Here is a 23,079-nt window from a genome sequence, read left to right on the forward strand (position 1 = left end):
TCATGGTAGAAGAAAATTTAAACCTCGACCTCGATATGGCTAATGATCAGAGCAATAGCGATATTTCTGTAACCCCTTTACAGGCGTTAACCTTTCCACTGTTTGGGCGTCGATTAATAGAAGCGTCAGCGGGTACGGGGAAAACCTATACCATTGCGAGTTTATTTATTCGCTTATTGTTAGGCCATGGTAAGCAAGGCGATGCCCCGTTAGATGGAGACAATACAAGTGCTGATATTGGTCAAACTAACAGTCAAACTGCACATCGTTCGCCATTAACCGTCGATAAAATTTTAGTGGTGACCTTTACTGAAGCTGCCACAGCAGAGTTAAGAAGTCGAATTAGAGAGCGTATTCGTGAAACACGTTTAGCGTTTATTGCAGGCAGCAGTAAAGATGATTATTGCCAACAATTAATTGCAGATAGTAGCAACCTTGAACATGATATTCGTTTACTGCGTTTTGCTGAATTACAAATGGATGAAGCGTCCATTTTTACTATTCATGGTTTTTGTCAGCGCATGTTGCAACAAAATGCTTTTGAGTCGGGTAGTTTATTTCAACAAACCTTATTAGAAGACGACTCTGAAATTTTAAGCCAAGCTTGTAATGATTTTTGGCGCGCACATTTTTATCAATTATCTACGCCATTAACGGAAGTTATTTATGGTTATTGGGCGAATCCCGCAGCGTTAAAATCAGAATTACAGCAATGGTTGTCACGCAATGATTTAACGTTTATTCCTGCTATTACTGATTTTGATTTTAAAAGTAAATATGAGAAAAGTTTGAATGCAATTGCTGAGGTTAAACAAGCCTGGAATGCTGATAAAGATGATTACCTAGATATTATTACCCATTCTGGTGTCGACAAGCGTAGTTATAGTAAACGTAATTTACCGGAATGGTTTAAGAATGTCAGTGAATGGGCGTTATCTACCGAACTGGACTTAACCTTGCCTAAAAGCTTACCTAAGTTTTCACAAGCAGAATTAATTAATAAAACTAAGAAAGGGGCTGCGCCAACGCATACAACCTTTGAACTTGTTGAAGCGTTACTTGAACAAGACATTTCTATTAAAAATACTTTGTTGATTAAAGCGACATATTGGATAAAAGAGAATTTACAAAACACCAAGCAACAGCATATGTTGTTAGGATTTGATGATTTATTAACACGCTTAGACCATGCGTTACAGGTATCGCCAGCAGGGCATTTGGGGCAGCAAATAAAGCAGCAATATCCAATCGCCTTGATTGATGAATTCCAAGATACTGACCCGGTACAATATCGTATTTTTGATACGATTTATGCGCAAGTTAGTGTTGATAATGATCAGCTTAATGATGCAATTGATGATGCGGCGAATGATATGCCGGATCAAATTAAAGACGGCACTAAAGTGCAAGGGAACAGAGATCAAGTCGAACCATTAACGCGCTTTGATCAATCTGGTTTATTTATGATCGGTGATCCTAAACAAGCGATCTACAGTTTCCGTGGTGCAGATATTTTTACTTATATGAAAGCGCGTAATGCTGTCACCGCGCATTATAGTTTAGATAATAACTATCGCTCCAGTGCGGAAATGATTGATGCGGTAAATGGCTTTTTTCAACATCGAGTCGCACCGTTTATCTATGATCAAGATATTCCTTTTCACCCTGTAAAAGCGCCACCGATAAAACGTAAAAAGCTGGTGGTTAATAACCCCGATGATGATCAACAGACTGCATTGCAACTCTTACACGTCAATGGTGGGTTAAGCAGTGATGCCTTTAGACATGCCAGTGCACAAGCAGCGGTCAATGAAATTAAAGCGTTATTGTTATTAGCGCAGCAAGAGCAAGCTTATTTAGAAGACTCTGAAGGTAATAAATCACCTATTTTGGCGAATAACATTTCGGTGTTAGTGCGTACCGGTAACGAAGCGAACATTATTCGTAAAGCGTTATTAGAAGAAAATATTAATAGTGTGTATTTGTCATTGAAGGAGAGTGTATTTGCAAGCACCTTAGCGCAGGATTTGTTGCGTTTATTAAGTGCCTGCTTGCATCCAAGTAATGAACGTTATTTACGCTCTGCGATTGCCTGTAAGTTATTTTCGCTAACACCTTATCAAATCCACTTTACCTTTTCTGACACCGCCAGTTGGGAAGCTAAAATTGCTGACTTTACGCGTTATAAAACCGTGTGGGAAGAAAGTGGCATATTGGTGATGTTGCAACAGTGTTTTCATGAGCAAGGTATTAGCGCCAATTTATTAGCGCAAAACCAGGGAGAACGTGCCTTAACGGATCTATTGCATCTGGCTGAGTTGTTGCAAAAAAATAGTATGGTGTATGAAGGGGCCTTTGCGTTATTACGTTGGTTTAGTGAGCAGATAAATAATGCTAAAAATGAGCAAGGTGAGCAGAAACAGCGTTTAGAAAGCGAAAAAGAGTTAGTGCAAGTGAGTACTTTGCATAAATCTAAGGGGCTAGAATACGATATTGTGTTTATTCCGTTTAGTGGTTTATATCGTGAACCTAAAGAGTGTTTGTTTCACGATCAGCAACAACGTTTAGTGTTTGATTTAAATGGCGAAGATGCGCATAGAGAAAGTACTGCCAAAGAATTGTTAGCGGAAGACATTCGACTGCTTTATGTGGGGTTAACGCGCAGTGTTTATCGTTGTTATTTAGGCATTGGCCCTTATAAAAAAGGACGCGCTAAAGTCTCACCGTTAACCAAAAGTGCGCTGGGTTATTTATGTGTTAAAGCGGGTGAAGAGTTACAAGCTGGTGATGACCAAAAACTTCAGCACTTATTAAAAAGTGTGTGTGACATGTCGGAAAATATTGGTATTCGCAATGCACCTAAAGCGTTACATGAAACTTATCAAGCGACCAGTCAATCTGCAGCTGAATTAATTGCACCACAGCAGTTTACTGGCAGCATTGAAAAAAATTGGTGGGTAACGAGTTACTCGGCGTTATCTCGTTTCCATAGCGCGCCGACTATTGAAGATAAACAGACTAAAAAAATTCCAGAGGAAAGTGCTCAAGTTACAGAGCTGCTATTGCTTCAGCAACCTTCGTTATTACAACCGTCTTCATTACCACAAGAGCAAGTTAATAATGTATTTAGTTTTCCGCGTGGTGCAAAACACGGTACTTTTTTACATGAGTTATTTGAAGAAATTGATTTTCAAGATAGCCCTGCAGATAAATTGATCCCTTGGTTAACGGACCGTTTAATTATTAATGGTTATGAACCAGCAGAAGAGTGGGCGCCGATTGTCAGTGAATGGATAACGCATATTTTAGCGCACCGATTAGCTGCTAATGAATACCCTGAGTTATCGCTGTCGCAATTAAATGAAGCGCAAAAGAAAGTAGAGATGCAGTTCTTTATTCCGATGCAACCGATTGAAGCGTCATCGGTGAATCAGTTGATCACACATTATGACCCTTTATCGGCACGTGCGGGTTTATTACAGTTCAATCAAGTGCAAGGTATGCTTAAAGGATTTATTGATTTAACCTTTGAATATCAAGGGCAATATTTTGTTTTGGATTATAAATCTAACTATTTAGGTGACAGTCTCACGGATTATAGTGAACAGGCTATGGCCGATGCGATTGTTGAGCATCGCTATGATTTTCAATATCAGTTATATACCTTGGCATTACACCGCTTGTTAAAATCACGCATAGATGATTACGATTACGATCAACATATTGGCGGTGTGTTTTATACCTTCTTACGGGGGATGCAAGGTGAGCACAATGCAGGCTCTTATTTTACTAAACCAAAGTTCGAACTGATTGATAAATTAGATAAGTTATTAAGCGGTGAGTTAAGTGCAGAAAAACTGCGAGAGGAGTTGTCATGCTAGATAAAAATAATCACCTTGGCACTAAGTCGGTACAAGGGATCATAAGCGAACAGCTCAGCTCCAGTGAACAGGATATGCTAGCGTTATTAAAACGCTGCCAGTTAAATCAACAAATTCGCCCAATAGACTTTCATTTTGCAAAATTTATGGCGCAATTAGGGGCTGATAATTTAATGCAATTAGCAGCTGCATTGGTAAGTCAGCAACTCGGTGGCGGACATATTTGCTTGCCTATCGATAAAATAGGCAGTTTGTTTCATCAACATTGTCTGCAGCTTGGCGTCGATTCAAAATTGGAAAGTGAACGTCTACAGGTGTCTTGTATTTTTCATGAGCAACAGCAAATGCACTATGCATTAAATGAAAGTATTTGTTGTGGTGACGATGCGCCTTTACGCTTGCAATATAACGCTTTATTTATGGCGCGTTATGCTGAGTTTGAACAACTTATTTCAGATAAACTATTACAACCGATTGCAGTGCAAGTAAGCGAAGAAAGCAAGGCATATTTAGAACTGTTATTTAAACCTCAGTACACATATTTATGGCAGGCGTGGCAACAAGATAACCGTCAATCGGTACAGGTTTTATGTGAAAAGTTTTTAGATGTTATTGATCATGCTGTCGTTGATTGGGGAGCGGTTGCCGCTGTTTTCAGTAAAGCAGACTGTGCGGATGATTTAAGCTCTTTAGCAGCACTGATTAGCAATCATGTGCGTTGTGATTGGCAAAAAATAAGCGCCGCACTGGCGCTAACGTCTGCTCGTTGTGTTATTTCAGGTGGCCCAGGCACAGGTAAAACCACCACCGTGGTTAAACTATTGGCTTTGTTATTACATGCAGAGCCGGGTTTAATGATAAAAATGGTTGCTCCAACGGGCAAAGCAGCAGCACGTTTAACGGAATCGATTACTAATGCATTAGCAGATTTAGATTTAGATAAAACCGTCGCACAGCTTATCCCTACTGATGCCAGTACCATCCATCGCTTGTTAGGTGTACGCAATAATAGCGCGCACTTTCGTCACCACGAACAGAACAAGTTAGTATTAGATCTATTGCTGGTGGATGAGGCCTCAATGGTTGATTTACCTTTGATGGCTAAGCTATTGAGTGCTTTACCTGATCATGCGCGTTTAATTTTGCTCGGTGATAAAGACCAATTAGCTTCCGTTGAAGCGGGCGCGGTATTAGGTGATATTTGTTCGTTTATTGAATCCGGTTATAGCCAACAAAAAGCACAGCAATTAGCTGATTTAACTGGTTTCGATAGTCTATTAAATCCAGCAAACACTGCATCAGTTACTGCACCCAAAACTGCTACGTCACCAACAAGAATGTCGGATAATTTATGCTTATTGAAAAAGAGCTATCGATTCGATCAATTCTCAGGCATTGGTTACTTAGCAACTGCGATTAATAAAGGTGGCATTACTGCAGCTAAGCTATTGCGACTATGTGAACAATACGATGACTTAAATTATTATCCCAATGACCCTCAAAGTGATGCCATTTTTGAACAACTCGTAATTGCGGGTTATGGCCCTTATTTATCTGATTTATGCGCTATTAATGACGATAACCGAGACCAAGCGAAAAAATTGTTGCAGCAATTTAATGATTTTAAAATTCTCTGTGCAACGCGTGAGCAGGAGTGGGGAGTTGATAACTTAAATCATCGCTGTGAAAAAATATTGCAAAAAGCGGGTTTATTAGCACGTCGTTTCGACCTCACACAAACTTGGTATCTTGGCCGTCCTGTCATGGTGACTGAAAACAGTTATCATCTAGGATTGTTTAATGGCGATATTGGTGTGTGTTTAGCAGATCAAAGTGGCCAATTAAGGGTTTATTTTGTGATGCCCGATGGTTCAGTGGCTGACTTTCAACCTAGTCGATTACCAACTCATCAAACGGTATTTGCCATGACGGTGCATAAAAGCCAAGGATCAGAGTTTAAACATACATTACTGGCTTTGCCTGACTATGCGCTACCTGTGATGAATCGTGAATTGATTTATACGGGTATTACACGTGCAAAAAAACAATTAACACTGATTGCTGATTTGTCGTTAGTGGCCAGTTCAGTGAGGAATAGAGCAAGTAGAAATAGTCGTTTAACCGAACGATTAAGCTCAAATTAATTGAGCGTTAGGTAGATACTTAATTTATTTATAATAGGCGAGTAAAAATGACACCGGCAATACTATTAGCAGAAAAAAATAAAATAACGTTTCAAGTACATCAATACAAACATGATAAAAAAGCTGAATCTTATGGTTTAGAAGCCGCTGAAAAATTGAATGTAGACCCATTACAAGTTTTTAAAACCTTGGTGGTTGAAGTTGATAAGCAATTAGTGGTGGCAGTGTTACCAGTGACGGAACAACTTAATTTAAAAGCTGTAGCATCGGCATTAACAGCTAAGAAAGCGCAAATGGCGAATAAAAATGATGTGTTACGTTCTTCGGGTTATGTGCTGGGTGGCGTCAGTCCGCTTGGCCAAAAGAAACAATTGCCAACCTTGATTGACGAAAGTGCATTGGCACAACAAACTATTTATGTAAGCGCTGGTAAAAGAGGGTTAGAGATACAGTTAGCAGCTCAAGACTTAGCAGACCTTTTATCGGCTCGCTTTGTTGATTTAACCTAATGTTTTTCATTTGATCCTGCTAGCGCTACGGTCTAGATTCTCCTTACATCTGCATTATGTTGTATGGTGAAGTTGAAAGAAAAATAGAGCCATTCGTTGACAGGTTTAAATCTTGACTAATTTCTTTATAAATACAGATTTATTTTAAATACTATCTAGCTTCTCAAAACGTCTATGTTAGCATGCGCTGAATTTTCTGGCGTAACGTCGGAAGCACTTTTTTAATTGTTAATGAGACAGTAGATGGAACAAGTAATCACCCTATATTTAAAGCTATTTTTTATGATGACACCATTTTTTGTGTTATCTGTTTTTTTGATCATGAGTAAAAGATTAACCTCATCTGAAAAGAAGCAAATCATTCTTAAATTAAGCATTACTGTGCTCATCATTAGCTTAGTATTTCTGATCTTCGGTCAATATATTTTCAGTTTATTTGGCATTACATTAGATGCCTTTAAAATTGGTGCCGGTACAGTGTTATTTTTAAGTGCATTAGAAATGATCAAAGGTGGCACAGAAGTACCTGAAGGACCAGAAGGTACTAATAAACGCGGTGTTGATTTTGCTATTGTACCTTTGGCTATTCCGGTAACAGTTGGCCCAGGGATGATTGGTATACTAATGGTTATTGGTGCTGAGCTAGATGGGTTAGCTGATACGATTGTGGTGGTATTAGCCTTGATAGCAGCAGTTGTTTCGGTCGCCGCAGTGTTGTTATTCTCTAATAAGATTCAACGTTTATTAGGTCAACAAGGTTTAGAAGTCCTGCCTAAAATAACAGGGCTATTTGTTTCTGCTATTGGTGCACAAATTGTATTCTCCGGGATCCACGGATTTTTTGTTGGTGCGTTGGCTGTTCAATAAGATATAGGGAACTGTGTTAGCCATTGAACAACGCTTTTATAAATTGTGTAGTAAAAGCGCTAAAAAACTTTGCGCTTTTCCTTTTGAGAAGCCTTTTAATAACTCTGTTAAGAGGCTTAGTTTCTAGACTTAGCTACTTGGATTAGTTTCTAGGATTAGTGACTAAAGCGATAGCCTGTATTGAATGTACTACTTTTCTTATGATTCAGACCAAACTGCGAATTCATTGCCACTTGGTTCGGTAAAATGAAAGCGTACGCCACCCGGAAAAGCAAAAATCGGAGTACATATTTTACCGCCGGCTTGCACTATTTTTAACTCAAGCGCTGCTATTTCCATGGTGTAAAATACTGTCAGCCCAGCACCATTAGCAGGACTTGACGTTAGTGGTGAACGATAAAAACCACCGTTTAGCCCGGATTTTTCGACGAACGCAATATAATCCGGTCCATAATCAGTAAATTGCCAGTTAAAAACTTGGGTAAAGAAGGTTTTAGTGGCCGCCAAATCTTTCGCTGGGTATTCAAGGTAATTTATCTTGTCGATTTTAGTCATGGCTTATCCCTTTTAGATTCAAATGATAAGTGCTTCATTGCTGAATTCGTATGCTTTAAAAATGTCTTATGCTGTTAATTTACCTAAACAGCATGATTTAATTTTTCTTTTAGTCTAGCTCTCGCTTGTTATATGTGGCTCAACACTAAAGGTATTTCATGTATGTCAGTTGCAAACCACGTTGAATATTGAGCTGTTATTTAAGCAAGTATTTAAGTAAGTGCCTATGCAGCGCCTAAGCAAGTACCTATCTAATGGCGTGCAAGTATTTAAGCAAGTATCTGAGTAATTATCTAAGCAATGGCCTGAAAGTATTTAAGCAGTTACTATCGCTGAATAATAAAATTTATAAACAGAAAGGGATCACAGGTCTAAAACTATTTGTTCTTTTAGCCGCTTATTTTTTATAAATTGTTAAAAATAGCACTGATCTTCTAAAAAACTGAGCTAGCACTCGGTTTTTACTATCTGCTACCTATCGACTATCAGCAAAACAGTGTCTATAATGGCGCGTCTTAAATTTCACTATAGAAATCATAAAATGATTTTTGATTAAGGTGTTATTTTATCATGCGGTTAGTCTAAGCAAATACACCTTAGTGATGAAAGCGAATAAATAAATAGGCTTTTATCAGTAAATACAATTTTTAACGTAAAAGATAAAGGAATTAAAATGCAAGTTTCTGTTGAATCTACACAAGGCCTAGAGCGCGTATTAACAATTACTGTTGCTGCTGAAACATTCGATAAAGAATTTGACGGACGTCTACGTCATTTATCTAAAACACAACGTGTTGATGGTTTCCGTCCAGGTAAAGTACCAGCATCAGTTATTGCTAAGCGTTTTGGCGCAGCTGTTGAGCAAGAAGTTGGCGGCGAAATCATGCAACGCAACTTTTATGAAGCTATTGTTGCTGAAAAATTAAACCCAGCTGGCGCACCTGCTGTAGCACCTGTTGCTCGTAAAAAAGGTGAAGATTTTGTTTTCACTGCAACATTTGAAGTTTACCCAGAAGTAACATTAAATGAATTAGACGCATTAACAGTAGAAACTGTGACTGCTGAAGTTGAAGATGCTGATTTAGATAAAATGCTAGTAACATTACAAAAGCAACATGCTGAATGGAATGACGTTGAGCGTGAATCTCAAAATGATGACCAAGTAACTGTTGATTTTGAAGGTTCTATCGACGGCGAATTATTTGAAGGCGGTAAAGCGGAAGGTTTCCAAATCGTTTTAGGTAGTAACCGTATGATCCCTGGTTTTGAATCAGGTATCGTTGGTAAAAAAGCAGGCGAACAGTTCAACATCGACGTAACTTTCCCTGAAGATTACCATGCAGAACAGTTAAAAGGTAAAACAGCACAATTTGCAATCAACTTAACTAAAGTTGAAGAGCAAACATTACCTGAGTTAACAGAAGAGTTCGTTAAAAAATTCGGCGTTGAAAGTGGTGACCTAGCTGCACTTAAAGAAGACGTTAAGAAAAACATGCAACGTGAACTTGAGCAAGTATTAAAAAATACTGCAAAAGACAACGTATTAACTGCATTAGTTGAAAACAACGAAATTGAAGTGCCTAAAGCATTAGTTGATGGTGAAGTTAACGTATTACGTAAACAAGCTATGGAACGTTACGGTAAGCAAATGGACCCAAGCAACTTGCCTGAGTTACCAGCTGAACTGTTTACTGAGCAAGCTGAAAAGCGTGTTAAAGTAGGTCTGTTACTAGGTGAAGTAATCAAAGTTAACGAATTAAAAGTTGACCAAGAAAAAGTGGCTGCATTAATTGAAAATGCTGCTTCTGCTTACGAAAACCCATCTGAAGTTGTTGAATATTACAAAAACAACAAAGAACTAATGCAAAACATGGAAAATGTTGCATTAGAAGAGCAAGCGGTTGATTTTATCATTGAAAAAGCTAAAGTAGCTGAAGTAAAAAAATCGTTCGATGAAGTAATGAATAAGCCTGCTGCTTAATAGTTTCTTTAACTATTAATTCAAGTGGTTATACATTTCAATGGCTCGGGTGATTTCACTCGGGCCATTTTCATTTTTAACGCAAACAATAAAAATAAATAATTAGGATGGAATATGACTAACCCATTTGCTGGAAATACGGAACAAATCAGTAACGCACTTATCCCTATGGTTGTTGAACAAACGGCAAAAGGCGAGCGTTCATATGATATCTATTCTCGACTTTTAAAGGAACGTGTTATCTTTTTAACCGGTCCTGTTGAAGATCACATGGCTAACGTGATCACTGCGCAGTTACTTTTTTTAGAGTCTGAAAGCACAGAAAAAGATATTTACATTTATATTAATTCACCAGGTGGCTCGATTAGCGCTGGTATGGCAATTTACGATACAATGCAATTTATCAAACCAGATGTAAGCACTATCTGTATGGGAATGGCCGCTAGTATGGGCGCATTTTTATTAGCAAGTGGCGCTGAAGGTAAACGTCATGTACTACCTAATGCTAAGGTGATGATTCACCAGCCACTAGGTGGTTTCCAAGGTCAAGCCTCTGATTTTGAAATACATGCAAAAGAAATTTTAGCAACAAAACAGCGTATGAATGAGTTGTTAGCATTCCATACGGGTAAAGATATTGAAGTTATTGCTCAGGATACTGACCGTGATAACTTTATGCGGGCTCAAGAAGCAGTTGACTATGGTATTGTTGACTCAATCTTAACTCGTAGAGCATAAATAAGGGATAACGATAACTATGTCCGATAAAAACAACAATGATGCTAATAATAGCAGCCTATTGTATTGTTCGTTCTGTGGTAAAAGTCAGCATGAAGTTAAAAAACTGATTGCAGGACCTTCTGTCTATATTTGTAACGAGTGTGTTGATCTTTGTGATGACATCATTAAAGAAGAAATTGCTGAGCTTACGAGTAATGCTGAAACCAGTACTAACAGCAATAAAAAATTACCAACACCCCATGAAATCCGTGCGTCATTAGATGATTATGTTATTGGCCAAGATTTAGCAAAAAAAGTGCTATCTGTTGCTGTTTATAATCATTACAAACGCTTAAAACACGGTGATATCGCTGATGGTGTTGAGTTAAGTAAATCTAACATTTTGCTGATTGGTCCAACGGGTAGTGGTAAAACACTGCTGGCTGAAACCATGGCACGTTTATTAGATGTACCATTTACAATGGCAGATGCGACTACTTTAACTGAAGCCGGTTACGTGGGTGAAGATGTTGAAAACATCATTCAAAAACTATTGCAGAAATGTGATTACGATCCTGAGAAAGCGCAACGCGGTATCATCTATATTGATGAAATCGATAAAATAACGCGTAAATCTGAGAATCCATCTATCACTCGTGATGTTTCTGGTGAAGGTGTTCAACAGGCATTATTGAAACTGATTGAAGGTACCGTTGCTTCTATTCCTCCACAAGGTGGGCGTAAGCATCCAAACCAAGAATTTATTCAAGTTGATACGTCTAAAATATTATTTATTTGTGGCGGAGCATTCTCTGGTTTAGATAGTATTATCGAGCAACGTATTAATACCGGTGCTGGTATTGGCTTTGGTGCAACAGTACGCGATAAAGATGCTAAAGCGTCATTGAGTGATACGTTTAAGAAAGTGGAACCTCAAGATTTAGCAAAATATGGTTTGATTCCTGAATTTATAGGGCGTCTACCAGTGGTTGCAACATTAACTGAATTAGATGAAGAAGCATTAGTTGAAATTTTAACTGCACCTAAAAATGCAATTACAAAACAATATGCAGCTTTATTCGGCTTAGAAAATGTTGAACTTGAGTTTCGTCCTGAAGCGTTAACAGCGATGGCTAAAAAAGCGATGACCCGTAAAACTGGCGCACGTGGTTTACGTTCTATTGTTGAAGCGGTGTTATTAGATACAATGTATGACCTGCCTTCAGTTGAAAATGTAATCAAAGTGGTTGTTGATGAAAATGTTATTATGGGTGATGCATCGCCTTTGTTAATTTACTCAGAAGAAGAAAATAAACTCGTATCGTCTGATAAATAAGCAATTAATAACAATAAAACAAAAAAAGAGGGCATTATGCTCTCTTTTTTTGTTTATACGCTTGAAAAAAAACTTAACATCCCCAATATTGCATACAAGTAAAAATATTTTTTACGCGTGCATTCATTTCATGTATTTATTTTCAATACTTTTTCTGGGGACAATATGAAATTAGAAACAGACCAGCTGTTGACGCTACCTGTCTTACCACTCCGTGATGTCGTTGTTTACCCGCACATGGTTATTCCATTATTTGTCGGCAGAAAAAAATCGATCAGCTGTTTAGAAGCTGCGATGGAGCAGGGCAAAAAGGTATTACTAGTCGCACAAACTGAAGCTTCATTAGACGATCCTAAAATAGAGGATTTATACTCAGTGGGTACGGTTGCTAATATTTTGCAATTATTAAAATTACCCGATGGCACGGTTAAAGTGTTAGTCGAGGGTGTGCAACGTGCCACTATTCTTCGTAACATAGATCACGAAGAATACTTTTTTTCTGAAGTCGAACTGCTAGAAAGTGAAGGCGTTGATGAGAAAGAAGAAGAAGCGCTAATACGTAGCGTATTAGGTCAATTTGAGTCTTATATTAAACTCAATAAAAAGATTCCACCTGAAGTACTTGCTTCTGTTAATGGTATCGACGAACCAGAGCGCCTTGCAGATACAATCGCAGCGCATATGCCATTAAGCCTTGAAGATAAGCAAACGGCGTTAGAGTTAACTAATGTGACTGAACGTTTTGAATATCTAATGGGGATGATGGAAAATGAAGAAGATATTCTAAAAGTTGAAAAACGTATTCGTAGCCGTGTTAAGAAACAAATGGAACGCAGCCAACGCGAGTATTATCTTAACGAGCAAATGAAAGCGATTCAAAAAGAGCTCGGTGATAGTGAAGAAGGTCAAAGTGACCTTGAGCAATTAGAAGAAAAAATTGAAGCGGCTGGCATGTCAGCTGAAGCAAAAGAAAAAGCGATATCTGAACTTAAAAAGCTAAAAATGATGTCACCGATGTCATCGGAAGCAAGTGTGATCCGTACTTACATTGAAAGTTTAGTGAATGTTCCGTGGAAGAAGCGTAGTCCTGTTAAAAAGAATTTAGCTAAAGCTCAAGAAATTTTAGACGAAGATCATTACGGTCTTGAAAAAGTCAAAGAGCGTATTTTAGAATATTTAGCCGTTCAAACACGTATCAATAAATTAAAAGGGCCTATTTTATGTTTAGTGGGTCCTCCTGGTGTTGGTAAAACATCTTTAGGGCAATCTATTGCGCGCTCAACTGGCCGTAAGTATGTACGTATGGCATTAGGTGGTGTACGTGACGAAGCTGAGATCCGTGGTCATCGTCGTACTTATATTGGTTCGTTACCGGGTAAGTTAATTCAAAAAATGACTAAAGTGGGTGTTAAAAATCCATTATTTTTATTAGATGAAATTGATAAGATGGCTTCTGACATGCGCGGTGATCCTGCTTCTGCATTATTAGAAGTGTTAGATCCAGAGCAAAATAATAGCTTTAATGACCATTACCTTGAAGTTGATTACGATCTTTCTGATGTGATGTTTGTTGCGACGTCTAACTCGATGAATATTCCTGGTCCACTGTTAGACCGTATGGAAGTGATTCATTTATCGGGTTATACAGAAGATGAAAAACTTAACATCGCTAATGGCCATTTATTAAGCAAACAAATTAAGCGTAATGGTTTAAAAGAATCAGAGATTTCAATTGATGATAGCGCGATTATTGGTATCGTTCGTTATTACACGCGTGAAGCCGGTGTACGTGCTTTAGAGCGTGAGATTTCTAAAATTTGTCGTAAAGTTGTGAAAGATATTTTATTAGACAAAAAACTGAAAAAAGTAGATGTCACTATTGATAACCTAAAAGATTATTTAGGTGTACGTCGTTATGACTTTGGTAAAGCAGACTCTGAAAATCAAGTTGGCCAAGTAACAGGGCTTGCTTGGACATCTGTTGGTGGAGATTTATTAACTATCGAAGCAACTTCTGTGCCGGGTAAGGGTAAGTTGACTTACACTGGTTCGTTAGGTGATGTAATGAAAGAGTCTATTCAAGCTGCGATGACAGTGGTGCGTGCGAAAGCTGAAGAATGGCGTATTAATAGCGACTTCCATGAGAAACGTGATATACATGTACATGTGCCTGAAGGTGCTACGCCAAAAGATGGCCCAAGCGCTGGCGCAGCAATGTGTACGGTGTTAATTTCTAGCTTAACAGGTATTCCTGTTCGCGCTGATGTGGCAATGACAGGGGAAATTACGTTACGTGGAGAAGTACTTCCGATTGGTGGTCTAAAAGAAAAATTATTAGCGGCGCGTCGTGGTGGTATTAAAACGGTATTGATTCCGTTTGAAAATACACGTGACTTAGAAGAAATCCCTGATAATATTAAAGACCAACTAGAAATTAAGCCAGTTCGTTGGATAGATGAAGTATTAGAAATCGCTTTACAAGATAGCATCAAAGGTTTTTCTATCGGAAAAACTGAAAAATAGGTGACAAACCGCATAAAATAAGGGCTATCTACCTAATTTTATTCAAATTTACTTGCTTGAATTTGAATAGAACAGTAGCCTAGCCATGTATTTTTTTACTATGTGCCATTCAATCTTAAAATAGCACCAATTTATTATAGACAGGGGATTTACAAATGAACAAAGGACAATTAATCGATAACATCGCTGAAAGCGCAGATATATCAAAAGCTGCAGCTGGTCGCGCATTAGATGCATTTATCGATAGCGTTACTACAGCTTTAGTTGAAGGCGACAGCGTATCACTAATTGGTTTTGGTGCTTTCTCAGTAAAAGAACGTGCAGCACGTACAGGCCGTAATCCACAAACTAATGAGCCAATTCAAATCGCAGCAGCAAAAGTACCTGCATTTAAAGCGGGTAAATCATTAAAAGATGCTATCAACGCATAAGCGTTTTTATTGCACCGTTATGCATTAAGCGCGTCCTATGATGCGCTTTTTTGTTTTTAAGTCTTAAAGAGTAAAATATTATGTTAGATAAAATGCGCGAAGGCTCTCAAGGGATCGTAGCTAAAAGTATTTTAGTAGTGATCATCCTGTCTTTTGCTTTGGCGGGGGTGAGTAGCTATTTAGGGACTACTTCAGAAAGTGCAGTTGTCACGGTTAACGGTGAAAGTATTTCACAACAAAGTGTTGAACAAGCTTATCAAAATGAAAGAGCGCGTTTACAACAGCAATATGGCGAACAGTTTGACTTGATCGCTTCTACACCTGGTTTTACACAACAAATTCGTGCTCAAGCAACACAGACATTAATAACTGAGCGTTTGATTGCGCAAGCCGTTACTGAAATGGGTTTACGTGTTGGTGATGAGCAAGTTAAAGAAGCTATTCGAAACATGCCAGAATTCCAAGTTGACGGTAAATTTGATAACAACTTGTACTTGTCTTTATTACGTAACAATAATTTGGCTCCAGCACAATTCAGTGCAAACTTTAAAACTGACTTAGTACGACTACAACTATTAGAATCGTTAGTGGGCAGTGAGTTTGTTTTACCACTAGAAATTGAGCAGGCTTATCAATTGCAAGGTCAACAACGTGTTGCACGTCTTTTGAATATAAAAAGCGCTGACTTTATGACGACAGATTCTGTGTCTGAAGATGAAATCAATACTTACTATGCGGATAACAGCGAGCAGTTTCAAAATCCTGAACAAGTTGATGTCGAATACATTCTCTTAGATGCTGCGACATTAGCGGCTGAAGTGAACTTGAATGATAAAGATATTGAAACTTACTACGAACAACATGCGGATCAATATCAACGAGTTGAACGTCGTAAAGTAGCACATATCTTGGTTCAAGGTGATTCAGAAGAAGCGAAAAATAAAGCACAAGCTATTTTAGATGAATTAAAAGCGGGTGCGGATTTTGCTGAATTAGCAAAAACAAAATCAGATGATGTTTTTTCTGCTAAAAATAATGGTGAATTAGATTGGTTTGAGCGTGGTGTAATGGATCCTGCATTTGATGAAAGTGCTTTTTCGTTAACAACGGATACTCCTCTATCTGATGTTGTTAAATCAGAGTTTGGTTTTCATATTATTAAATTAATTGAAGCACAGGAAAAAGCAACATTACCATTGGATGAAGTTAAATCTAAAATCGAAATCGCGCTGAAAAACGATAAGATGAAAGAGATGTACGACAACTTATACCAGCGTTTAAGTGAAGTGGCATTCGAATCTCCTGATAATTTAGAAGAGGCCTCTGCTGAAGTTGGCGTAGCGATTAAGACAACGGGGTTCTTCTCGGCGGATAACGCACCTAGTTCAGTTGATAACCATAACGTACTAAACCAAGTATTTAGCGAAGATTTTCGTGCTGAGGGTTTAAACTCTGAAATTATTGAACTTAATGATTCTCAAGCTATTGTAGTACGAGTTAAAGCTCATAAAGACGCAGCGACTAAACCATTAACTGAAGTTTCTGAGCAAATTACATTACAACTTGAAGAGCAAAAAGCAGCTGCTGCAGCACAGCAATTTGTAGAGTCGTTAATGGCTAAGTTAGATGCAGGTGAGTCAGTTGCGGCTGAATTAGCGGATAAAGATATTGCGTTCACTGCACCGTTGACGCTAGCACGCTATAGCCGTGATCATGATGCACAGGTTATTCAACGTTTGTTCCAATTAGCGAAACCAGAAGCTGACAAAGTAACACGTGATTACGTGGTCACTGCACAGGGTGATTTTGCTGTTATTGAGTTATCAGATGTTGTTGATGTGGATAATGCAGAAGCTAATGAGCAGACTAAAACGCAATTATCAACCATGTTAGAGCGCAGTACTTCTGAAGCGACTTATCAAGCATTAGTGACGTACTTGTTAGACAATGCAGATATTAGCTATGCTGGTAATGAATAAATCATAGTGTTTAATGAATGACTTATATGAGCTATGTTTTCAAATCAATAAGTTATTCTATAAAACCTAGATAAATGAAAAGCGGCTCAATGAGCCGCTTTTTTATATTTACTGTGTAGACTCAGTCAATTTATAGTTTATCCCAAAATACTTTTCTAAAGTGTTTACGACAAACTGAGACATAACTTTCATTGCCACCTATTTCAACCTGAGCACCTTCTTGAATTGCTTCTCCATTTTTATCCAAGCGCAAAATCATGTTAGCCTTACGACCACAATGGCAGATTGTTTTTAGCTCGATCAATTTATCAGCCCAAGCTAATAAATATTGGCTACCAGGAAATAGCTCACCTTGGAAATCTGTTTTAATACCGTAGCAAAGTACTGGAATGTCTAATATATCCACAACATAGGTAAGCTCTCTAACTTGTTGTTTACTTAGGAATTGTGACTCATCAATTAAAATACAATGTTGCTTTTGTTGTTGATGTACTTCAGCAATCATTTCAGCTAGATTATCCGTTGCAGAAAAGATATGCGCATCGCTTTCAATGCCGAGTCGTGATGAAACTTTACCAACACCAGAGCGATTGTCGATGGCAGCAGTTAATACAAATGTATTCATGCCTCGTTCGCGGTAGTTATATGATGATTGTAATAGTGACGTTGATTTACCTGCATTCATTGCGGAGTAATAAAAATAAAGTTGTGCCAAAATAAAGTCCTGTTATCAAGCTGATTAATATACCCAAACTGCAAAGAACTTTTTATGGTCCGCAGGGCTAATAACGTATTATAACACTACCCAATCACTTTGTTATTGTTCGGTATATATTTACTGCAATGTAGTGATATAGATAGCTTGAAATACCATCGGTATAAAGTATTTTTAAATGGAGTCAGTAATGAGTAAAGCAGTTTTATATTATGTATATGATCCGATGTGTAGTTGGTGTTGGGGATATCGAGATAGTTGGTTAAAATTATCTAAAGCATTATTATCAGAGGATCTAAGCATAGAGTATAAGTTAGGTGGATTGGCACCAGATTCTGATGTTGTTATGCCTAATGAAATGCAACAGATGCTACAGGGGATTTGGCATAAAATTCACAGCCAATTAGGTACGAAATTCAATTTTGATTTTTGGACACAATGTGCGCCACAGCGCTCAACTTATCCCGCTTGTCGTGCTTGCCTTATTGCAAGAGATAATGACCAAGAACAAGCCATGTTATTTGCTATTCAGCAGGCTTATTATTTGCAAGCAAAGAATCCATCATTAACCTCTACACTGGCAGAGTTAGCGGAAAGTATTGGTTTTAATAGGGAATGGTTCGAACAACAATTGAATGATGAGGAAGTGAATGTCAGATTTCATCAAGAAATTTCGGCTAGTCGTCAGTTGCCTATTCAAGGTTTTCCATCATTGGTTTTAGCGGTTAATGGCGAACATATACCGGTAGCCATTGATTATCTAAATTGGCAAAAAACCTATCAACAAGTTATGGATTTATTAAATTAATTCAGCAGTTAAAGTTGTTAGTGAATAAAAAAGCCCGTTTATGAATGCTAACTTAATGTAGCATTTCATTAACGGGCTTTAAATTTAGCTAACGTTTACCTTAATAAGGTTTATGCTGCATTTTCACGTGCTTCAATGAAAGCGATAGCGCGAGAGATACGTTCAACACTGCGTGTTTTACCGATTAATGCTAATGTAACATCAAGAGAAGGGGACTGACCTGCACCTGTAATTGCTACACGTAACGGCATGCCTACTTTACCCATTCTTACTTCTAGTTCAGTTGCGGTATCTTCGATAATTTGGTGTAAGTTAGTTTCTGACCAATCATCGCTAGCTTGTAGTTTTGTTTGCACAAGCTGTAAAGCTTCTTTAGCAACAGGGCGTAAATGTTTTTTAGCTGCCGTTGCATCAAAATCTTCATAGTCTTCATAAAAGTAGCGACTAGAACTTGCTAACTCTACTAATGTCTTCGCGCGCTCAGCTAATGCCGTCACAACTTCCGTTAAAGCAGGGCCATTACTAGTATCAATATTTTGTTGTTGCATATGCCATTGGAGATGACCAGCAACATATTCAGGGCTTGATGTTTTAATGTAATGGTTGTTTAACCATAATAATTTATCAGTATTAAACGCTGATGCAGACTTACTAACATGATCCAAGCTGAATAGGTCTATCATCTCTTGTTGTGAGAATATCTCTTGGTCACCGTGTGACCAACCTAAACGAACTAAGTAGTTATTTAATGCATTTGGTAAATAACCTTCGTCACGATATTGCATGACAGAAACAGCGCCATGACGTTTAGAAAGTTTTGCGCCATCATCGCCCAATATCATGGAACAATGCGCAAAACTTGGTACAGGTGCACCAAGTGCTTCATAGATGTTGATTTGGCGAGGTGTGTTATTAATATGATCTTCACCACGTACAACGTTAGTAATGCCCATATCCCAATCATCAACAACAACACAGAAGTTGTATGTTGGCGAACCATCACTACGACGAATAATAAGGTCATCAAGTTGATCGTTAGCTATTTCAATTTTTCCACGGATCTCGTCATCAAAGATCACTGAGCCGTGTTTTGGGTTACGGAAGCGAATAACACAAGGTTGATCTGGCGTTGCTGCTTGATTCACTGCAACAATTTTAGGATGTTGTGCATCATAGCGTGCCATCTCTTTGTTAGCTTCTTGCTCGGCACGGATCTCATCTAATAAATCTTTAGGTGCGTAACATTTATAAGCTTTATCTTCAGCTAATAGTTTATCCACCATTTCATTGTAACGGTCGAAACGCTTAGTTTGGTAATAAGGCCCTTCGTCCCAATCCAAACCTAACCAAGTCATCCCTTCTAAAATCGCATCAACAGCTTCTTGAGTAGAGCGCTCGATATCGGTATCTTCAATACGTAATACGAATTGACCGCCTTTGCTTTTTGCATGTAACCATGAATACAGTGCTGTACGTGCACCGCCAACGTGTAAATAGCCAGTTGGGCTAGGGGCAAAACGAGTTTTAACTGTCATTAAAAATTTCCTTATGGAACTATTGAATAATCATTGCCGTATTTTAACGAAACCGCATCTAATTACATTAACTATTTATCGATTGCACGCATTTGCCGCTGAAAACAGTGGAATCAATAAAAATTAATCGTTTTTTGCTTGTCCTTTAAGCAGTTAAGCAAAAAAGAACACTTTTATTTAAAAAGGCCTTGACTGAAAAAAGTCGAACCCTATAATACGCCCCACAAACAACGGCATTCAATTTAATGTTTTGTTAGTAAAGAGTAACATGGGCGATTAGCTCAGTTGGGAGAGCATCGCCCTTACAAGGCGAGGGTCACTGGTTCGAACCCAGTATCGCCCACCATGTTACTTGTTCTTCAAGAGAATTAAAATTTTGAACTTTGAAAGTGGGCGATTAGCTCAGTTGGGAGAGCATCGCCCTTACAAGGCGAGGGTCACTGGTTCGAACCCAGTATCGCCCACCACTTTCAAATGTTATAGCAATAAACTTTAAAGATGGGCGATTAGCTCAGTTGGGAGAGCATCGCCCTTACAAGGCGAGGGTCACTGGTTCGAACCCAGTATCGCCCACCATCTTTAGTTTATTATTATGACAACAATAAATATCATGGGCGATTAGCTCAGTTGGGAGAGCATCGCCCTTACAAGGCGAGGGTCACTGGTTCGAACCCAGTATCGCCCACCATGATATTTGTTTAAAGATTTAAAGATGGGCGATTAGCTCAGTTGGGAGAGCATCGCCCTTACAAGGCGAGGGTCACTGGTTCGAACCCAGTATCGCCCACCATCTTTAAGTTTTTATCAGTACGGTGTTAAAATATCATGGGCGATTAGCTCAGTTGGGAGAGCATCGCCCTTACAAGGCGAGGGTCACTGGTTCGAACCCAGTATCGCCCACCATGATATTTGTAAAAGATTTAAAGATGGGCGATTAGCTCAGTTGGGAGAGCATCGCCCTTACAAGGCGAGGGTCACTGGTTCGAACCCAGTATCGCCCACCATCTTTAATCTAGGCATTTACTTATTAAATAATTAATAAGTCTACAAATAGAATAACCATCATTTAAAGCTCTCTTAAACTAATTCAATTCTAGATCTGAAATTTAGCTTTTATAGTTGAAATGACATATCAAGTCTAAGCAATCATTTGATAATTTATAATTTATAATTGTAAAATTAATACAATTCTTGTTATTAATTTCATTTGGTAGGCTTTACTATTCCACTTATATTTATATTTAAAACTATTTATTCAATGCTAAGCCGATTTTGCATATTTTCGTTATTAAAATAATTAGTTATTGCAAGGAAAAGCTTAAATTTAGTTCTTGTTTGGAATCCCAAACAGTTCACTTATTTGATATTAATTAATATCGATAACTGTAGTGATTAAATAAACATCAGTCGTATTCATACTTCTTTTATCCAGCCTACATTTATTCAATAAAAAACAGAATTATTTTCACCACAGTAGAATAAAGACAGCGATCAAAGTTTTAAAATATAATAAAACTGTTTGTGTAAGCAGAATCAGTGAAAAAATTTTAATCTATTGATGTAAGCAGTCTTGGCAGGTTTTTTAAAGGTCATTAATAACAAAGTCTCTAGGCAATAATCATACATTTAGAATGAGTTGTTATCAATTTAAATAAGCCAAGTGATCAGATAGTTAAAGAGCAATATATGCTAAATGAAAATTTGACTAAAACAGTTATCTCTATTACTTTAGTGTTGGTTTATTTGATTTTTTTTGAATATATAATTTACAGTGTTTTACATAAGAAATAGCCATTAAAACAGTTCAATACAATAAAATTAATAATTTTTTACAAAATAAATATGCAACAAAAAAAGGATATGTTTGTTGTGTATTTTATTTTAAATTTTCTAATAGTTCATCTATTAGAATTAGAATAGTCGCGTTGGGGAAAAATAATGGAAAAGCAAAATAATCTAGTTGATGATACGAATGACACTGAAGTTGTACTAAATGAACAACAAGTGACTGAAGCTGAACTGCAATTAAAAGCCGGTGAAGAACAATTAATTGCAACGGAAGATCAATTAGTCCCAACTGTGACGGATGATGTTGTCTCTGAAGTTGATGCTGAAAAAGAAACTGTCTCAGGTATCGAAGAAATTGACGATTTAGAAGCGTTACTTGCGCTTGGCGAAGAGGTCTTTGACTTAGATATTGAAACTGCTGCCGGTGAATTATCGAATGGTGGGAGCTCTTCTGTTGTAGATTTTGCTCGAGATGGCGACGAAACTATTGCCACCACTGCTTTTCAAACTTCTGCTTTCAATACCCCCACTATAGATACGCAGGTGTTTAGCGATGAAAATGACGACGATGCTAATTTTAATGTTAACTCTCCAGCAACACTTACATTAACAAATACTAATAACTTTGTTGAAGATGATGGAAGTGCAGTCATTGGAGCCGTGGTTTCAACTTATACCATTAATGATTTAGATGGTGATGAAGTTACAGTTACTTTAAGCGACACTGAAAACTATGCCTTGGATGGTAATGGTAATGTAGTGTTAACAGAAACTGGTGCAGCTTTGGTTAATAACGGCCAGGATTTGCCTCCTTATACACTAACACCAAATGATGGCCAAGTTGATGGCCAACCAGTAAGTCATGACCCAAGCATCACCACTAGTAATGATGCACCAGTATTGACTTTAACTAGCACTACTGATTTTACAGAAGATGACGGCAGCGTAATTGAAGGTGCTGTGGTGGCGACGTTTGAAACCTCTGATGAAGATGGCGACGATGTGACGGTTATCTTAGATGACACAATCAACTATGCGTTAGATGATAATGGTAATGTTGTTTTAACAGAAACTGGTGCTGCTTTGGTTAACAGTGGTCAGGTATTACCTCCTTTCACATTAACCCCAAATGATGGTCAAGATAATGGTGAAACAGTTCCTGTTGAACCAGGTGTTACTGCTGTTAACGATGCACCTGAAGTGACGATCACGAACACCAATGCATTTACCGAAGACGACGGCAGCGCAGTAGAAAATGCGGTAGTGGCGACGTTTGATACCTCTGATGAAGATGGTAATGATGTCAC

General features: G+C 38.0%; 15 protein-coding genes and 7 tRNA genes. 19 read left to right on the forward strand and 3 right to left on the reverse strand.

Annotated elements, in window-relative coordinates; genetic code table 11:
* Window positions 1-2: 2 nt before the first annotated feature.
* The 4 genes from recB to H5084_RS04280 all read left to right on the forward strand — a co-directional run bounded on the left by recB (window position 3) and on the right by H5084_RS04280 (window position 7,401).
* Window positions 3-3,881, forward strand: coding sequence for an exodeoxyribonuclease V subunit beta (recB, locus tag H5084_RS04265; RefSeq protein ID WP_259396675.1), 3,879 nt, complete (start codon window positions 3-5; stop codon window positions 3,879-3,881).
* Window positions 3,875-6,025 carry an exodeoxyribonuclease V subunit alpha gene (gene recD, locus H5084_RS04270; protein WP_259396676.1) on the forward strand — a complete coding sequence of 717 codons (2,151 nt, stop codon included), beginning with the start codon at window positions 3,875-3,877 and terminating at the stop codon, window positions 6,023-6,025. The genes recB and recD overlap by 7 nt, the downstream gene beginning before the upstream one ends.
* A gap of 47 nt (window positions 6,026-6,072) precedes the next feature.
* The gene (gene ybaK / locus H5084_RS04275; protein ID WP_028869504.1) at window positions 6,073-6,534 is read left to right on the forward strand and encodes a Cys-tRNA(Pro) deacylase; all 462 of its coding nucleotides are present in this window, start codon (window positions 6,073-6,075) and stop codon (window positions 6,532-6,534) included.
* Between the two features lie 243 nt (window positions 6,535-6,777).
* On the forward strand, window positions 6,778-7,401 hold the full coding sequence (locus H5084_RS04280; RefSeq protein ID WP_028869505.1) for a MarC family protein: 624 nt from the start codon (window positions 6,778-6,780) through the stop codon (window positions 7,399-7,401).
* 198 nt (window positions 7,402-7,599) lie between these two features.
* Here H5084_RS04280 and H5084_RS04285 read toward each other — a convergent pair whose 3' ends face one another.
* Window positions 7,600-7,956, reverse strand: a complete 357-nt coding sequence (locus H5084_RS04285) for a VOC family protein (protein WP_182689639.1) — start codon at window positions 7,954-7,956, stop codon at window positions 7,600-7,602.
* Window positions 7,957-8,629: 673 nt separating this feature from the next.
* Between H5084_RS04285 and tig the strand changes: the two genes are divergently transcribed.
* The 6 genes from tig (at window position 8,630) to H5084_RS04315 (ending at window position 16,926) form a co-directional block, all read left to right on the forward strand.
* Window positions 8,630-9,937, forward strand: a complete 1,308-nt coding sequence (tig, locus tag H5084_RS04290) for a trigger factor (RefSeq protein WP_028869507.1) — start codon at window positions 8,630-8,632, stop codon at window positions 9,935-9,937.
* Window positions 9,938-10,051: 114 nt separating this feature from the next.
* Window positions 10,052-10,675, forward strand: coding sequence for an ATP-dependent Clp endopeptidase proteolytic subunit ClpP (gene clpP / locus H5084_RS04295; protein WP_028869508.1), 624 nt, complete (start codon window positions 10,052-10,054; stop codon window positions 10,673-10,675).
* A 19-nt stretch (window positions 10,676-10,694) separates the two neighbouring features.
* Entirely contained in the window at window positions 10,695-11,993 is a 1,299-nt protein-coding gene (gene clpX, locus H5084_RS04300; RefSeq protein ID WP_028869509.1) for an ATP-dependent protease ATP-binding subunit ClpX, read from the forward strand.
* Window positions 11,994-12,158: 165 nt separating this feature from the next.
* The gene (gene lon / locus H5084_RS04305; RefSeq protein WP_028869510.1) at window positions 12,159-14,516 is read left to right on the forward strand and encodes an endopeptidase La; all 2,358 of its coding nucleotides are present in this window, start codon (window positions 12,159-12,161) and stop codon (window positions 14,514-14,516) included.
* 155 nt (window positions 14,517-14,671) lie between these two features.
* Window positions 14,672-14,947, forward strand: coding sequence for an HU family DNA-binding protein (locus H5084_RS04310; protein ID WP_028869511.1), 276 nt, complete (start codon window positions 14,672-14,674; stop codon window positions 14,945-14,947).
* Between the two features lie 80 nt (window positions 14,948-15,027).
* Complete coding sequence (locus H5084_RS04315; RefSeq protein WP_182689640.1) at window positions 15,028-16,926, forward strand: SurA N-terminal domain-containing protein; 1,899 nt, start codon at window positions 15,028-15,030, stop codon at window positions 16,924-16,926.
* Window positions 16,927-17,056: 130 nt separating this feature from the next.
* Here the strand turns inward: H5084_RS04315 and H5084_RS04320 are convergent, their stop codons facing one another.
* Window positions 17,057-17,641 carry a thymidine kinase gene (locus H5084_RS04320; protein ID WP_028869513.1) on the reverse strand — a complete coding sequence of 195 codons (585 nt, stop codon included), beginning with the start codon at window positions 17,639-17,641 and terminating at the stop codon, window positions 17,057-17,059.
* 190 nt (window positions 17,642-17,831) lie between these two features.
* Here H5084_RS04320 and H5084_RS04325 point away from each other — a divergent pair, with 190 nt between their 5' ends.
* The gene (locus H5084_RS04325) at window positions 17,832-18,449 is read left to right on the forward strand and encodes a DsbA family protein (protein ID WP_028869514.1); all 618 of its coding nucleotides are present in this window, start codon (window positions 17,832-17,834) and stop codon (window positions 18,447-18,449) included.
* A 110-nt stretch (window positions 18,450-18,559) separates the two neighbouring features.
* On the opposite strand, the gene gltX is transcribed toward H5084_RS04325, so the two are convergent.
* Window positions 18,560-19,984 (reverse strand): glutamate--tRNA ligase, encoded by a 1,425-nt coding sequence (gene gltX, locus H5084_RS04330; RefSeq protein WP_182689641.1) that lies wholly within the window; start codon window positions 19,982-19,984, stop codon window positions 18,560-18,562.
* 270 nt (window positions 19,985-20,254) lie between these two features.
* On the opposite strand from gltX, the gene H5084_RS04335 reads away from it, so the two are divergent.
* The 8 genes from H5084_RS04335 to H5084_RS04370 all read left to right on the forward strand — a co-directional run.
* Window positions 20,255-20,330: transfer RNA gene (locus tag H5084_RS04335), tRNA-Val, on the forward strand.
* Window positions 20,331-20,375: 45 nt separating this feature from the next.
* Window positions 20,376-20,451: transfer RNA gene (locus H5084_RS04340), tRNA-Val, on the forward strand.
* Window positions 20,452-20,484: 33 nt separating this feature from the next.
* Window positions 20,485-20,560: transfer RNA gene (locus tag H5084_RS04345), tRNA-Val, on the forward strand.
* A 36-nt stretch (window positions 20,561-20,596) separates the two neighbouring features.
* Window positions 20,597-20,672: transfer RNA gene (locus H5084_RS04350), tRNA-Val, on the forward strand.
* Window positions 20,673-20,698: 26 nt separating this feature from the next.
* Window positions 20,699-20,774, forward strand: a tRNA-Val gene (locus H5084_RS04355).
* Between the two features lie 37 nt (window positions 20,775-20,811).
* Window positions 20,812-20,887 (forward strand) — tRNA-Val (locus tag H5084_RS04360).
* Between the two features lie 25 nt (window positions 20,888-20,912).
* Window positions 20,913-20,988, forward strand: a tRNA-Val gene (locus tag H5084_RS04365).
* Window positions 20,989-21,922: 934 nt separating this feature from the next.
* A partial coding sequence (locus H5084_RS04370; protein WP_182689642.1) for a hypothetical protein occupies window positions 21,923-23,079 on the forward strand: 1,157 nt, incomplete at its 3' end.

The sequence above is a fragment of the Psychromonas sp. SR45-3 genome, from assembly GCF_014163575.1.
Taxonomy (GTDB): Bacteria; Pseudomonadota; Gammaproteobacteria; order Enterobacterales; family Psychromonadaceae; genus Psychromonas; species Psychromonas arctica.